This window comes from Rhodococcus sp. IC4_135 (genome assembly GCF_011602025.1).
GTDB classification, from domain to species: Bacteria; Actinomycetota; Actinomycetes; order Mycobacteriales; family Mycobacteriaceae; genus Rhodococcus_F; species Rhodococcus_F baikonurensis.
In genome coordinates this window covers 21,704-35,394 of record NZ_JAAOLG010000028.1, presented here as the reverse complement: position 1 = coordinate 35,394, position 13,691 = coordinate 21,704, and the positions used below count along the sequence as shown (strand labels likewise).

Annotated in this window: 14 protein-coding genes; 3 read left to right on the top strand and 11 right to left on the bottom strand. The window is 60.6% G+C overall.

The genetic code is table 11. From position 1 onward, the window contains the following. Window positions 1–9: 9 nt before the first annotated feature. The 5 genes from G8767_RS29265 to G8767_RS29245 form a co-directional block, all read right to left on the bottom strand. Window positions 10–996: an oligopeptide/dipeptide ABC transporter ATP-binding protein gene (locus G8767_RS29265; protein WP_240952898.1), complete on the bottom strand. Its 987-nt coding sequence runs from the start codon at window positions 994–996 to the stop codon at window positions 10–12. Then, window positions 993–1,991: an ABC transporter ATP-binding protein gene (locus G8767_RS29260; protein WP_166813348.1), complete on the bottom strand. Its 999-nt coding sequence runs from the start codon at window positions 1,989–1,991 to the stop codon at window positions 993–995. The genes G8767_RS29265 and G8767_RS29260 overlap by 4 nt, the downstream gene beginning before the upstream one ends. After that, window positions 1,988–2,806 (bottom strand): ABC transporter permease, encoded by an 819-nt coding sequence (locus G8767_RS29255; protein WP_166813346.1) that lies wholly within the window; start codon window positions 2,804–2,806, stop codon window positions 1,988–1,990. The genes G8767_RS29260 and G8767_RS29255 overlap by 4 nt, the downstream gene beginning before the upstream one ends. Window positions 2,807–2,873: 67 nt before the next feature. Continuing rightward, complete coding sequence (locus G8767_RS29250) at window positions 2,874–3,905, bottom strand: ABC transporter permease (protein ID WP_166813344.1); 1,032 nt, start codon at window positions 3,903–3,905, stop codon at window positions 2,874–2,876. Then, window positions 3,902–5,488: an ABC transporter substrate-binding protein gene (locus G8767_RS29245; protein WP_166813342.1), complete on the bottom strand. Its 1,587-nt coding sequence runs from the start codon at window positions 5,486–5,488 to the stop codon at window positions 3,902–3,904. Before G8767_RS29245 ends, G8767_RS29250 begins: the two co-directional genes overlap by 4 nt. Window positions 5,489–5,638: 150 nt before the next feature. Here G8767_RS29245 and G8767_RS29240 point away from each other — a divergent pair, with 150 nt between their 5' ends. After that, window positions 5,639–6,592: an ornithine cyclodeaminase family protein gene (locus G8767_RS29240; RefSeq protein ID WP_166813340.1), complete on the top strand. Its 954-nt coding sequence runs from the start codon at window positions 5,639–5,641 to the stop codon at window positions 6,590–6,592. A gap of 81 nt (window positions 6,593–6,673) precedes the next feature. Here the strand turns inward: G8767_RS29240 and G8767_RS29235 are convergent, their stop codons facing one another. Together G8767_RS29235 and G8767_RS29230 are read right to left on the bottom strand one after the other, a co-directional pair. Further along, window positions 6,674–8,080, bottom strand: coding sequence for a serine hydrolase (locus G8767_RS29235; RefSeq protein ID WP_166813338.1), 1,407 nt, complete (start codon window positions 8,078–8,080; stop codon window positions 6,674–6,676). Window positions 8,081–8,264: 184 nt separating this feature from the next. After that, window positions 8,265–9,152, bottom strand: a complete 888-nt coding sequence (locus tag G8767_RS29230) for an SAM-dependent methyltransferase (protein ID WP_166813336.1) — start codon at window positions 9,150–9,152, stop codon at window positions 8,265–8,267. 287 nt (window positions 9,153–9,439) lie between these two features. Here G8767_RS29230 and G8767_RS29225 point away from each other — a divergent pair, with 287 nt between their 5' ends. Further along, a complete protein-coding gene (locus tag G8767_RS29225; protein ID WP_166813334.1) occupies window positions 9,440–9,661 on the top strand; it encodes a hypothetical protein in 222 nt (73 codons plus the stop codon). A gap of 174 nt (window positions 9,662–9,835) precedes the next feature. Beyond that, window positions 9,836–10,321 (top strand): RNA polymerase subunit sigma, encoded by a 486-nt coding sequence (locus tag G8767_RS29220; RefSeq protein ID WP_095971328.1) that lies wholly within the window; start codon window positions 9,836–9,838, stop codon window positions 10,319–10,321. A gap of 46 nt (window positions 10,322–10,367) precedes the next feature. Here G8767_RS29220 and G8767_RS29215 read toward each other — a convergent pair whose 3' ends face one another. From G8767_RS29215 to G8767_RS29200, 4 genes are all read right to left on the bottom strand, one after another. Continuing rightward, window positions 10,368–11,138, bottom strand: a complete 771-nt coding sequence (locus tag G8767_RS29215; RefSeq protein ID WP_166813332.1) for an SDR family oxidoreductase — start codon at window positions 11,136–11,138, stop codon at window positions 10,368–10,370. After that, the gene (locus G8767_RS29210) at window positions 11,135–11,722 is read right to left on the bottom strand and encodes a TetR/AcrR family transcriptional regulator (RefSeq protein ID WP_166813330.1); all 588 of its coding nucleotides are present in this window, start codon (window positions 11,720–11,722) and stop codon (window positions 11,135–11,137) included. The genes G8767_RS29215 and G8767_RS29210 overlap by 4 nt, the downstream gene beginning before the upstream one ends. A 51-nt stretch (window positions 11,723–11,773) precedes the next feature. Beyond that, entirely contained in the window at window positions 11,774–12,301 is a 528-nt protein-coding gene (locus G8767_RS29205) for an SRPBCC family protein (protein WP_166813328.1), read from the bottom strand. A 112-nt stretch (window positions 12,302–12,413) separates the two neighbouring features. Continuing rightward, complete coding sequence (locus G8767_RS29200) at window positions 12,414–13,601, bottom strand: zinc-dependent alcohol dehydrogenase (RefSeq protein ID WP_124568688.1); 1,188 nt, start codon at window positions 13,599–13,601, stop codon at window positions 12,414–12,416. Window positions 13,602–13,691 lie beyond the last annotated feature (90 nt).

Below are 13,691 nucleotides of genomic sequence, written 5' to 3'. Positions count from 1 at the left end.
GTGAACTGATCAAAGCGGTGTACTCGAGGAGTGAGTCGGGGCGTAAAGATGACAACGAGCCTCGCCTGAAGGTGTGGAATAGGTCGGAGGCGAGACCGTGTCGCAGATCTTGCCAATGCGCAGGTGACATCTCTCGTGAAAGACGCAACCGCTGGGTGGGTTGTCAGGCTTCGGAGGCTCGCCCACGAGGATGATCCGCTCGCGCACGGCTTCGGAGAACAGTGTCGGCGATGCCGAGGCCAATGCCCGGGTGTACGGGTGCGCGGGGTCGGTCAGAATGCTCTCGGTCGAACCGTACTCCTGAACCTGACCCAGATACAGGACGGCAACCTCGTCGCAGAAGAATCGAACGACTCCAAGATCATGACTGATGAACAGAAAGGATGTTCCGGAGTCCTCTTGAATGTCCTTGAGTAGGTTGAGAATCTGTGCCTGCACCGAGACATCCAAGGCGGAGACAGGTTCGTCGGCGACGATGAGTTGCGGTTTCGCGGCGACGGCGCGTGCGATGGCCACCCGCTGGCACTGCCCACCCGAAAGCTGATGCGCGTACATGTCTCCGTACGACGCACTCAGCCCGGCGCGGTCGAGCAAGTCGTCGACGTCCTTGCGTCGCGCCGAATGCCCGCCTATGCGTAGAGGTTCGGCGACGGCACGCCAGATCGGCAGCTTCGGATCGATCGATGCCCGCGGATTCTGGAAGATCATCTGCACAGATCCCGGGGCTCGCTTGTGAGATGACTTACCGGTGACGCGCTGCCCCAGTATTTCCAGGTTGCCACCGGACGGCTCGAGCAGACCGGTCACGACCCGACCGAGAGTGGACTTGCCGCTGCCGCTTTCGCCGACCAGTCCGAGAGACCGACCTGCCGGGATCGCCAAGTCGACGCCCCGAAGCGCCTGCACGGCACGTCCGCCCAGACGTGTACGGAAGGAATGGGTGATCCCCTCCAAACGGGCTACTTCCCGTGTGGAAACGGATTGGTGTGTAGTCATCGAGGCACCTCACTGGCCGAAACGCGCTGATGTGAACCTGTCATCGGGTGCAGACAGGCTGCGAGACTGTGTCCACTCCTTTCGAGTTCGGGTGAGCTGGAAAGGCACTCGTCTTCCGCGCGGTCGCAGCGTGGCGCGAAGTGGCAACCGCGCGTTCGGTCAGACAGCGGCGGAACGATCCCTCGTACCGTCTTCAAGCGTCGTGCACCCGAGTTCATGCTTTCCAGACAGTCGACAAGCGCATGCGTGTACGGGTGCTCCGGTTCTCGCAGTACATCGCCCACCGATCCGGATTCGACGATCTTTCCCGCGTACATCACGTACGCCCGGTTACAGTGTTGTGCAACCAGTCCGAGATCGTGCGAGATGAACATCATGGACATTCCCTCGTCTGCGATGAGACTCTGCAACAGATCCATGATTTGCGCCTGCACGGTGGTGTCCAGGGCAGTGGTCGGCTCATCGGCGATCAGCATCGTCGGTTCGCAGGCCAGAGCCATTGCGATGAGTACACGTTGTCGCATGCCACCGGACAGTTCGAAAGGAAACGCACCGGCGACCCGGTCCGGGGCCGGAATGCCGACGCGGGCCAACAATTCGCGTACTCGCTTGGCCGCAACGCGTTTGGAGAGCCTGTGGTGGATGCGGACGAGATCGCCGAGTTGTCGTTCGATGCTCACTACTGGGTTCAGCGAGGTTCCGGGGTCTTGGGGGATCATTGCGATGTCTGTGCCTCGAAGCGGCGCCAGCGCACCACGGTCGGACATGTCGAAGCGTCTGCCGTTGAAGACCATCTCTCCATGGGCCGCCAGGGACCCTTCGAGGAGACCGAGTACGGAGTACGACGTCACTGATTTGCCGCAGCCGCTTTCACCGACCAGGGCGACGCTCTCACCCGAATCTATGTGGAAGCTGACTCCGTCCACCGGTCGCAGTGCGGGGTTGTCGGCCAGTGCTACACGGAGATCCGTGATCGACAATAGCGGCTTCGTCATCGGTTGCTCCTCGGGTCGAGCGCGTGTCGAAGGCCGTCTCCACAGACCAGCAAAGTGATGACGACCAGAGCGATGGTGCATCCGGGGACTATCGACATCAAAGGCAGGTCGATGCTGTGTGTCGACCCGAGGGCGAGCATGTTGCCGAGGGACGAGGTCGGTGGTTGGATTCCGAGGCCGACGAAGCTGAGCCCGGCCTCGGCGATGACGGTGAAGGCGAAGATCAGTGTCAGCTGAACCGACACCGATTCGATCATGTTCGGCGTCACGTGCCGAACGATGATGCGCCAGGTCGGAACTCCGCTCACGGCTGCGCTGTCGATGTATTCCTCTTCACGAATCTTGAGCACGACACTGCGGGTGACCCGTGCGAGATACGGCGTGTAGCCCGCAACGAGAGCGATGACCGTACTGGTGACCCCGGCTCCCATCGCAGCGATGAGGGCGAGCGCGAGCAGCAATGACGGCAAAGCCAACCCGACATCGATGAGCCGAGCAATGACGGTGTTCGCAATTCCCCGGGTGAAACCTGCCAGCATTCCCAGCGGCAGCCCGATGACCATGACACCGAACGTCACGGCAGCACTGATGGCTAGTGACGTGCGGAGTCCGAACAGTAGACGGCTCAACTGATCTCGGCCCAAATCGTCGGTTCCGAGGAGATGCTCACCGCTGGGTGGGGCCAGGGTCGACGTGAGATCTTGGACGTTGGGGGAGTGCGGCGCGAGAAGAGGCGCGAGCACGGCCGCAGACACCAGTACGAACAGAATGCTCCATGCCACCTTCTGGCCAGGCAAGGAGAGAATGCGGGCCATGAACCGACGCCGCTGACGTGTGTTCGGCGCGATTGGGGAAGACGGGGAAAGCGCAGCCCCGAATGACTCAGGCATTGTCGGTCCTGACTCTGGGATCGATGAAGGAATAGACGACATCCATCAGAAGATTGACAGATACGACGACGATGACCAGTACGAGGATGCAACCCTGCACCACTGTGTAGTCGCGGGCCAAGACGGATTGAACGAGGAGTCGGCCCATACCGGGGACGGCAAAAGCGTTCTCGACGAGTAGCGCTCCGCCCATCAGTGCGCCCATCTCCAGTCCGGCGATGGTCACAGTGGGAAGTAGTGCGTTCCTTAGTGCGTATCGAGAGTAAACACGACGCTCGGGGATCCCGAATGACCTCGCCGTGCGCACGTAATCGGAATTGAGTGTGCCGATCAAGGATGCACGTGTGGTCTCGAAGAGCAGAGTAGACATACCGACACCCAGCGCGATAGTCGGAAGAATCATGTGTTGGAAATGTGCACCGACACCGTCACTGATCGACGAGTATCCAAACGTCGGCAAGACGTTCTGGAACGCGATGATCAACAGGAGTGCCAACCAGAAGCTGGGAACTGCGATACCCAGCGTTCCGACCAGTCGCACACTCCGGTTCGCGCGATCGCTGGTGAACCTCGAAGCGAGGACGCTCAGTGGTACCGCCACCAACAATGCGAAGGCAAGTGCGTACATACCCAGTTGGAGTGTTACGACGATGCGGTCGGACAGCAAGGTCGTCACGGAGTCGTTGAGCACCAAGGACTTTCCGAGGTCGCCATGAGCCGCTGCGGACAGCCAGTCGAAATACTGGACTACCACCGGCTTGTCGAGGCCGAGTTCGGAACGTATTCGTGCGATCTGCTCAGGACTGACGGACCCGCCGGGCCCGCTCACCGTGCGAGCGGGGTCCCCAGGGATCGTCCGAAGAAGTACGAACATCAGGAAAGTCGCGGCGAGTCCGACGATTCCCAGTTGCGCGGCGTTGATCAGCAAGGTTCGCGCGATTCGCCGCAGCCGGCCGGACGAGGGGGCGGGCTCTCTCACCTTCGGCGGCCTGTCGTAATCAGGTACCGCTTCGATCACGCTCACTTGGCGAGCCAAACCCTCGAGAGCGGATTGGTGCCACCCTCCGTGAATTCGTATCCACCGACCGACGGACTGGTAGCGGCGATCTTCTGCGGGTACACGGTGAACGCCGCGTAGGCCTTGTCCGCGATCAGCTTGGATGCCTGCTGGTACATCTGTGCGCGTAGTTGCGGATCCTGTTCGCCGCGAGCGGCGTCGAGCAGCTTGTCGAGTTCGGGGTCGTTGATCGAAGAGGCGTTCAGATCGCCCTTACTGTGGAACAAAGGGTAGAGAATCTCGTCGGGATCGACGGTGGCCGTGGTCTGGCCGCTGTTCATGACCGTGAAATTCTTTGCTGTGTAGATCTTCTGAGCCCAGGATCCGAACTCCTCTTTGCTCAGGTCGACTTTGACGCCGATGTTCTGGAGCTGTTCGGCAACCGCATCCGCTTCTGTCGAGAACGGGGCCTGGGTGAAGGTGCTGAACGGAACCGTCGTACCGAAGTCGAAGTTTCCGTTCTTCAGGAATTCTTTTGCCTTGTCTGTTGAAAAAGTCTGTGAGGCAAGGCCGGAGAGGTCCGAGTACGCATCACCGATCTTCGGGCTGAGGGGTCCACTCGCCGGATCGGCATAACTCTGGTAAATGCCCTGTGCAATACCGTCACGGTTGATCGCCGCAGAGAATCCACGGCGGACGTCGACGTTGTCGAATGGCTTGACCGATTGGTTGAAACTGACGTAGTTGAAGGTATTGCTGATCGACGTCTTGATGACCGAGTTGCCTCGGCTTTCGACTTGCGCGAGTTGGGCCGGTGTCACACCGAGAACATCGAGTTCCCCGTTGACGAATGCCTGCATCGAGGTGGTCGGGTCCGGAAGGATCGAGATCTTGATCGAGTCCAGGTAGTTGTCGTCAGCCCAGTACTCGTCGTTGCGGACGAGCCTGATGTACTGACCGGTCTTGTACTCCTCGAACTTGTACGGACCGGTGCCCACCGAAGCTTTGAACGGATCGGTCTTGGCGTACTGCGCCACGGCGGTGGGGGACATCATCATCACCCGTCCACGGCGTAACGAGGCGACGAATCCGCCGGCCGGAGCCGAGAGATTCATCGTTACTTCATTGGGTGCGCTGACCTCAACCGATTCCAACGACGGAGGCAGATTCGCACCCGTTCCGTTCGGGTCGAGCAATCGATCGAGATTGAATTTGACGGCTGCGGCATCGAACGGCGTTCCGTCGGTGAACTTCACACCATCGCGGAGGGTGAAGACGTATTGAGTGGGGGATGTCTGCTTCCACGCCGTAGCGAGTTCGGGTACCGGCTGACCGTCCTGGAAGTCCACCAATCCGTTGTAGGCGAGGGTGGCGATCGATGCCGTGCCCACCGACGTGACGGCCATTGTTCCCATGTCGAACGCAGGTGCAATCGGTTCTGCGCCGATCGAAACTCGCAGTTCACCGCCCCGCTGCGGCTCGCCGGTGGGCTCGGACGAGGTACCTGCGTCCTTTGCTGCGCCTGAACAACCACCGAGAATCAGTGCGAGTGCAGTTGCAGTTCCGACCAGAGCGGTACGCCTCGAGAACCGCGTCATTGTTTTGTCCATCAGATCCACCTTCGGGCCGTTCGTTTGGAACGGCGGGTTCGTACGGAGCCTTGCGAGGATGCATTAGGTGTAATACCTTACCGATTGGATGTCAAGGAATTTCAGTGAACTAGCCCTGAAGTACACCCCGAGAAACGGAATCGAAAAACGATGGAAATCGAAGATCATGCAGTGGCTCCACACATCGACCTCGCCAGACTCGACTCGCTGATTCCGGTCGGGGTTGCCGTCGCAGCGGTGGCCGGTGCCATCACCGAACTTCACGAGGGCAGGCTCGAACAGCCGCCGCGTACGGTTGTTGCGGACGGCCAGTTGCTCGTGATGTCTGCGCTGCATCGGACCACCCGCGACGCCGTTGTCAAGACGTTGACGATCTACGACATCGACGGAAGCAGGCGCATCGAAGGCACTGTGCTCTGGTACGACGGAGCCACCGGACTTCCGCGGTTCAGCGTGGAGGCCCACCGGTTCACCGCGCTGCGAACCGGTGCGGTCTCCGGCGTGGCAACGGACGTACTGGCGCCAGAAAAGGTCCTGCGTCTGGCGATCCTCGGCTCCGGCGCCCAGGCTGCGACGCAACTTGATTCCTGCTGCGCAGTAAGGGAATTCGAGGAGGTTTCGGTGTACAGCCGGACTCTCGCCCATGCACGACGATTTGTCGACGAAGCAGAAGTGCGGCATCCAGGACTCCGGTTTTCCGTAGCAGGGTCGGCAAACGAATGCGTCGAAAATGCTGACGTGGTGTGTTGCGCGACCGGCGCTACGTCACCTTTGTTCGACCTGGCGGCACTCCCGGAAAACGTGCACGTCAATGCAGTCGGATCTTTCCGTCCGTCGATGACGGAGCTCCCTGCCGGGCTCATCGATGCTTCGACGGTCACCGTCCTCGACGACATTGCCGGATGTCTGGAGGGGTCGGGTGAAGTCCGATCGGCAATCGCACGGGAGTTCCCCATCTCCGACCTCCGATCACTGGGCGCAGTAATGGAATCCGGCGTGGAGCGTCACGGTCGCACGGTCTTCAAGTCGGTCGGGTGCGCTGCACTCGACTGGGGCGTCGGCAAAGCGATCGCGGACAGACTGGAGAGTGTCGTGCTTTCCTGAGTGATGACCAAGGCCTGCCCCAACGATTCGCTTGTCGGGACAGGCCTTTCGGTGGTGTGGGCTCGAACTGGGACGTGCGCTCTAGCTGGTCGCGTCTTTCTGGATCAAGAGCATCGCGTCGTCGACCGGATCGAAGTACAGAGCCGGGTCGGCAACCAGTGCAGCCTCGTCACCATGAGTTTGCATGGTGACAACCCAGGCGCGATCCTCGTGTTCGACATAGTAGGCACCTGCAAGGACGCCGATGGAGCTGCCGCCCTTGAATCCGCCGTAGGTGAACCATTTCGCGGACTCCTCACTGAGCGCCGGATCCTCGGCCAGTATGTCTCGAACCGGTGCGCCGGTCTCGGTCTTCGCCATCTGTTGTAACGAGACCAGCGCGGCACGCAGGTCCGCCGGCGAGGCGAACCAGTCGATGTCGAAAGGCCATGCGGGGGTGGTGAATGCTGACACAGGAATGTCCACCAGGCCGCCGGGTAGTGCCGCCAGTATTGCTCGACGCTCGTCCGGGGTTCCGTCTCGCCAGGCGACACGTTGTGCGCCATCGTTGCCCCAGCCGAGTTGGAACAGTGCGCGGGTCGGCTTCAGCGGAATATTGAGCGAAGGATCCGCCATGCCCATCTGGGTGAACTCGGCTTCGACCTGCTCGCGCCCGACAGCAGCGATCAGCACGTCGGTGGCGGTGTTGTCGCTGATCGAGATCATCTTGCCGGCGGTTTCCCGGACCGTGACTTCGGTTCCGGACGGCAGGTCCTGCATGGTCCCGCCTGGCATCGACTTGAGGTCGTCGGTGACGGTGAGCTTCCGATCCCAGGAGAGTGTCCCGTTCTCGACAGCCGTCGCAACTGCGCCGAGAACGTACAGCTTGATCGTTGACCCTGTGGGCTGCGGTGAGGTGTCGCCGACGCCGAAGACCTCGGCGTTCTTTCCGCCGGTGACTTCGGTGACGGTCAAGTTCGTCGGCGCGGGAAGTGCTTTGACAGCTGTTTCGAGCTCTTGCCACGATGCGGCAGGCACATGATCGTCTTTGGCCGGTGTGATCGCCATTCCAAGGACCAACCCGTTGCCGTCGACGACGACGTTGATGTCGAACGCGCCGCCGGTGGCACTGGTGATGGAAACGGTGCCGTCGGTATCACCTCCCGTGTAATTCACTGGTGTCCAGGGCTGTCCGGCTCGGATGGAGTCGAAGTCCGGAGGCGTCAGGACGACGGGTGCGGTGGGTCCGAAGTGCTCGGCGATTTCTTCCTGGGTCAATGGCGTGCTCGTGTTGAAAGCACCGAGAAGCCAGGTGATCTGCTTGCCGACGGAGCTGTCGGGGATCGTGACTGTCGCAGGTGTATCGGAGGCGGAGCTCGTTGTGCTGTTCTCAGAGGTTTGTGCAGAATCGGACCCGGAGGTACATGCAGCGAGGGCGAATACCGCTGCGGAGGCAAGTGCCACCAGCGTGAGCGGGCGACTCTTCCTGCATGTGTGTTCGAGTTTCATGGATTCATTTCATCAGCGTTCTCTTCGGCGCGCGTCCGTCTGAGGTGTAGACATACTCAGCCTGAAGTACTGAATCGGTTCATCCTCGAGTGCCGTCAACTCCTTGTGGTGGTGACACGCATGTTGAAGCTGGACAATAGGGAGAAATGCTGCACCCGAGTAACTTTCGTGATGACTGCGAGATTCAGTTCTTGGTTGCGGCCAGGAAAGTGGGCTGCGTCGACAGTGCGGCGATCTCTTCGGGGAGATCAGGAATCGGGCGATCATACAGATCTGCCAACTCGACCGAGTTGAAGCGTCGGACGATCCAATTGTGTTCAGTCAACCACTGTCCCGGATCGGATCGTTTGTCGCTGTAGAACAGTTGCGAAATGTCCAGGTCTCCGAACGGACTCTGCGCAAAGTACTTGGATCTGATGGCCGCCAGCTTCTTCGGGTCCGTGCCGGCCGGAAAGTCGTTCACTGCCAACCGACTACCGGTCGCCGAGAGTTCGTCGATCCGCTCGAACAATGCATCGTGGGCAGCGCCGGGGAGGTACGCGAGCAGGCCTTCTGCCGACCAGGCAGTGGGGTCGTTCCGATCGAAACCAGCGCTCTCGAGCGCAGTCGGCCAATCGTTGCGCAGATCGGTAGGAACTGTGCGTCGATCGATTTTCGGCTGGGCATCGCGCGCAGTGAGCACTTCGGCTTTGAACTCCAGCACCTTTGGTTGATCTACTTCGAAGACTGTCGATCCTGGGGTCCAGTCCAGTCGATAGGCGCGCGAATCCAACCCTGCCGCAACGATTACCGCCTGCTTGATTCCGGATTCGGTTGACGACAAGAAGAATTCGTCGAAGAACCGGGTTCGCAACCCCATGAAACCGCCGAAGGGGGTGTCGTCGAGGAGCGCGGGATCTTTCAGAAGAGCTGTGAAATGCGGCTCCGCTGCGGCTTCCACGAACCACGATGCGAATTGGTCCTCGATGATCGCGTCCGTGCGGGTGCTTTCCAATGCGCGGAACGTCGCCACTGCCAGCGCAGTGAGTCCGACACTACTGACGATGTCCCACGTGTCTCCATCGCTCCGCATTGCCTGGGTGTCCTTCCGCTCTGGGTGACTGAGCCGAACTCTCTCGACTTTACGCCCGAGCGACCGCTTGCCGCCTGGAACGGAACGGTCGGAACTGGGGCGCGGTGCGAGCAGCGCGTCAGGGCCGGAACATTCTGTAGTGCAAGGCGTTCGGTTTGAAGTAAGTCCTGCCAGGCATCTGCCAGGGTAGTGCCAGTGGACGGCCAGGATGCAGGACTTCACTGGTGTGTGCCCCGTTCGGGACAGCCAGAGGGAGTCTGGAGAAATCTTCGGAGAAGGGATCGATCATGGCTCGACTATTCGCACCGGAACAACGTAAGAAGCACTTCTGGGCCAAGCTCGCAGTGACGGGTGCGGTCTTGACGGTACCGATAGCCGTGCTCGCCGCGCCGGCCTCGGCGGATACGGTGAATCATGATGTAACGCAGACTGATAACAGTTGGTACGGAGATCAGGGTGGCGATCACTCGCACGATGGGGACCATGGTGGAAACGGCGGCTGGAACTAGGGTAATAACTGGAATCAGGGCAACGACTGGAATCAGGGCAACCAGAATCAATGGCAAGGCGGGCAAGGTCCGGCACCCGCGCCGACAGTGAACCCCTTCGCCGGACTGTTCGGTTCCAGCTGATCGGTCGTCTGCACGACGAATTTCGTTTCGAGACAGAGAGAATGTAAGCCCATGTTGCAGGAAGGCGCGCTCGAGGTGTTGGCCGCTGCGGCACGGAGCGGTAGCAATGAAGCCATGGCCGATTTGTACGCGGCGTTTCGTCCGATGGTTGTGCTGCGGTGCCGCGCCGAGCTTGATCGGACTGTCTCCGACTCCGCCGCGGATGCCTCGTGCCTCGCTGTTCTCGAGGCAGTGCGCGACGGATCGGAGTTGAATCAGCCTTTCCTGCGGTTGCTGTATGCGAGAACGAGCGTCGCGATTGCCCGGGCGGCATCCAACGGGTTCAGTGGTGGGCCGCTTCCGTCGCCAACGGCCCTTCCGGTTGTCGAACGCGATGTCCTGGTTCTGCGTCTGATCGTCGGCCTCGGCACCGAGGCGACCGCAACATCGCTTGCCCGTACGACGGACGAGGTATCACTCGACCTGCATCGAGCGCTGCAGCGACTGCGAAAGTTGCCCTCCGCGAATGCAATCAGGGAAGTATTGACACCGATATGAGGTTCCCGGAGTGCGTCAGAAGACGAGGAGCGAACAGAACTCTGCGTTACTGGCCGGCGATGTACTCGATCGACGGTCCCGCAGTCCAACCGCCGTCGACGGCGATCTCGGAACCTGTTGTGTACGAAGCATCGTCGGAGAGCAGGTAGGTGACCGCACCGACCAACTCTTCCGGGCGGCCGACACGTCGATACGGATTGTTGGGGAATGCGCCTTCTTCGAGGCTGATGCCCGTCGGTGCAGTCATGGGTGTCAGGACCATGCCGGGGTGAACCGAGTTGACTCGGATCTTGTCGCGACCGAGTTCGACGGCAGCGATCTTGCTCAGTCCACGCACGCCCCACTTGGCCGCGCCGTACCCGCTGGTCAGAGCCATGCCCATCAGGCCGGCAGCCGAGGAGATGTTCACGATGGATCCGCCGCCTGCTGCCTTCATGAACGGAACCACCGTGTGGATGCCGGTGTGTACGGACACGAGGTTGATCTGGATGATCCGCTGGAACGTTTCGAGGGGCTCATCGGCGACCGTCTGGCCGGACGCGGAGATCCCGGCGTTGTTGACCAGACCGTTGATGGCGCCGAACTCGGACACGGTGAACTCGACGGCAGACTTCCACGACCCTGGGTCGGTGACGTCGAGATGAACGTAACGCGCTGCGTCGCCGAGAGATTCGGCTACTGCTCGACCGTCGTCGTCGAGTAGGTCGCCGATGACGACGCGGCCGTTACCCGCGACGATGCCGCGCGCAAACACCTCACCCAGGCCGCGTGCGCCGCCGGTGACGAGTACGGTTTTTCCGGAGAGATCCTGAGTCATGATTGTTCCTTACCAGTTGGATGTGAGAGATACGACGTCGAAAACGCGTCAAGTGCACGGTTGATTGCCGCGGGCGCCGGGGTTCGGTGGTCTGCCATTTCCCGTAGTGCTGCGACCACCGCGAGCGTCGCCTGACCCGCAGCTGCGGTGGTGTCGAGCGAGGTTTCCGGCCGATCGATCAGCCGGGCCACTTCGGGGCGAATGAGTTCCATCGTCTCGAAAGTCGCTGACTCCCAGACTCTCCGGAGTGCAGCATCACTGAAGATGATCGGCATCAGTGACCGTGTCATGGCCTCGAAAGACTCGCCGACCGAGGCGACGAAGGCGTTCCGGACAGCCGGCGCAAGTCCCGAATCGCGTGGCTGCTCACCGAGTGCGGCGGCGAGGCTCCGGTTGCCGTCGTCGAGCATCGGCCAGATGCTCTCCTCTTTGGTGGCGAAGCAGCGGTAGAACGTGCGCTCGGAGATTTCCGCACGCTCGGCGAGTTCGGCGATTGTCGTCGAAGTGTCGCCGCGTTCGACGAAAGCGGCAGCACAACTCTGCGAGACGCGGAGAAGTAGTGCGGTGCGGCGGGCTGTTGCCATATCCGCACTGTACCAAAAGTGGCAGAAACTGCCATATATGGTTGTAGTTGGTCAGCCGGTGCTGCCTTCGACGCCGGATACTTCCTGCTCAACGGCGCTCTTGAAGTTCAGCAGCGTCTTGCGGATGTTGCCGCGCTGAAAGTCGGCGAACGTCTTTCCACCGGTGGCAACCTTGTCGAACAACTCGGCCGCAAGGTCCGGCCAGCCGCGCCTGTCGTCGGTCCACGTTTCGGTAACTCGCGTTCCGCCGGGCACCGGCGAGAATCGGAACTGCCAGGTTGCGATGGCGGCAGGAATCCGCGGCGTGGAGAGGCCTATCTTGTGAACGCGGAACTCGAAGAGCTTTCCGGCGTCGGCAGCGGTGACTGTGCATCTCGTGGTCCACTGTGCGCGCCCACGTTTGTTATGTCCGTCGAACTCCATACCCAGGAATGCGCTTTCGCGATCTCCTCGCAAGGTCGCGCCCAAGTTTTCGGGACTCCAGGCACCCATACGAGTGGGATCGCTGATGAGCTCGTAGAGGGAGAGCGCGTCGGCATTGACGACGACGCTGTCGGAGACGGTAAGTACGCGAGCCATTTCGGTTTCAGTTTCTTTCTGTCGAGCGTGTGTGAGGTGAGTATGACGATCGGTGGTTTCGCGAACAAGATGCGCAGCGGCGCATGAACCCGTCGAGCTGATCGGAGTTGGACTACAGGTGCGGTTTCAGTTGGATCTTGACCGCTCCTTCCTGTTTCTTCTGGAAGATCTCGTAGGCGTGTGGCGCCTGATCGAGCGGCAGCTGATGAGTGGAAAAGCTGTCGACGCCGAGTGGGTCGTCGTCAGTGAGCAGGGGCATGATGTCGTCTACCCACTTCTTGACATTCGCCTGGCCCATCCTGAGCTGAATCTGCTTGTCGAACATGGTCATCAGCGGCAGTGGGTCAACCATGCCGCCGTAAACACCGATCAGAGAAACGGTTCCACCGCGCCGAACGATGTCGATGGCTGAATAGACAGCACCGAGGCGATCGATTCCTGCGTTACGCATCGCAGGCGCGGCTAGAACATCGGGGAGAAGTCCGACGAACTGCTGCGCGAGCTTTCCGATCGGAGACCCGTGCGCTTCCATGCCGACAGCATCGATGACCGAGTCGGTTCCACGGCCGTTCGTCGCATTCCTGACGGCGTCGCCGATCTTGCTGCCGTAGTCGTCGAGATTGAGGGTTTCGATCCCACGTTCGGCAAGGCGTGCAAGGCGTTCGGGTACACGGTCCACGCCGATTACCCGAAATCCCTTGTGGTGGGCGATGCGAGCCGCCATGTCACCGATCGGTCCGAGACCGAGGATTGTCACGGACCCACCCGGCGGGATGTCGGCGTATTCGACCGACTGCCAGGCTGTGGGCAGCACATCGGAGAGGTAGACGAAGCGCGAATCCGCGGGACCTTCGGGAACTTTGATGTGTGTGAAGTGTGCTTGCGGCACTCGTAGGTATTCAGCCTGACCACCTGGCACCGATCCGTACAGTTCGGAGAATCCGAACAACGCTGCGCCGGTTCCCTGATCGCGGACCTGAGTCGTCTCACACTGTGTGTAGAGGCTCGAATCGCACATGAAACAGTTGCCACACGAGATCTGGAACGGGATCACGACGCGATCGCCTATCTCGAGGTTCGTGATCTCCGACCCGACTTCTTCGACGATGCCCATCGGTTCGTGACCGAGAATGTCGCCCGCATTCATGAACGCACCCAAGGTCTCGTACAGGTGCAGATCGGACCCGCAGATGTTCGTCGTGGTGACCTTGATGATCGCGTCGGTGGGTTCGACGATCGTGGGGTCCGGAACCGTATCGACGCTTACTTTCCGTTTGCCTTGCCAAGTCACTGCGCGCACTGGAATCGACCTCTCATCGTGGAACTGCTGTTCGCACTCACCTGCCCGAAAGCACTGAAATGCAAACAAAATCGGTGAGGGTTGCGAGAA

Bases quoted from the DNA above. Each gene is read 5' to 3' on its own strand.
- G8767_RS29265 (WP_240952898.1), bottom strand. From the start codon at position 996: ATGACTACACACCAATCCGTTTCCACACGGGAAGTAGCCCGTTTGGAG.
- G8767_RS29260 (WP_166813348.1), bottom strand. From the start codon at position 1,991: ATGACGAAGCCGCTATTGTCGATCACGGATCTCCGTGTAGCACTGGCC.
- G8767_RS29255 (WP_166813346.1), bottom strand. From the start codon at position 2,806: ATGGCCCGCATTCTCTCCTTGCCTGGCCAGAAGGTGGCATGGAGCATT.
- G8767_RS29245 (WP_166813342.1), bottom strand. From the start codon at position 5,488: ATGGACAAAACAATGACGCGGTTCTCGAGGCGTACCGCTCTGGTCGGA.
- G8767_RS29240 (WP_166813340.1), top strand. From the start codon at position 5,639: ATGGAAATCGAAGATCATGCAGTGGCTCCACACATCGACCTCGCCAGA.
- G8767_RS29235 (WP_166813338.1), bottom strand. From the start codon at position 8,080: ATGAAACTCGAACACACATGCAGGAAGAGTCGCCCGCTCACGCTGGTG.
- G8767_RS29230 (WP_166813336.1), bottom strand. From the start codon at position 9,152: ATGCGGAGCGATGGAGACACGTGGGACATCGTCAGTAGTGTCGGACTC.
- G8767_RS29225 (WP_166813334.1), top strand. From the start codon at position 9,440: ATGGCTCGACTATTCGCACCGGAACAACGTAAGAAGCACTTCTGGGCC.
- G8767_RS29220 (WP_095971328.1), top strand. From the start codon at position 9,836: ATGTTGCAGGAAGGCGCGCTCGAGGTGTTGGCCGCTGCGGCACGGAGC.
- G8767_RS29215 (WP_166813332.1), bottom strand. From the start codon at position 11,138: ATGACTCAGGATCTCTCCGGAAAAACCGTACTCGTCACCGGCGGCGCA.
- G8767_RS29210 (WP_166813330.1), bottom strand. From the start codon at position 11,722: ATGGCAACAGCCCGCCGCACCGCACTACTTCTCCGCGTCTCGCAGAGT.
- G8767_RS29205 (WP_166813328.1), bottom strand. From the start codon at position 12,301: ATGGCTCGCGTACTTACCGTCTCCGACAGCGTCGTCGTCAATGCCGAC.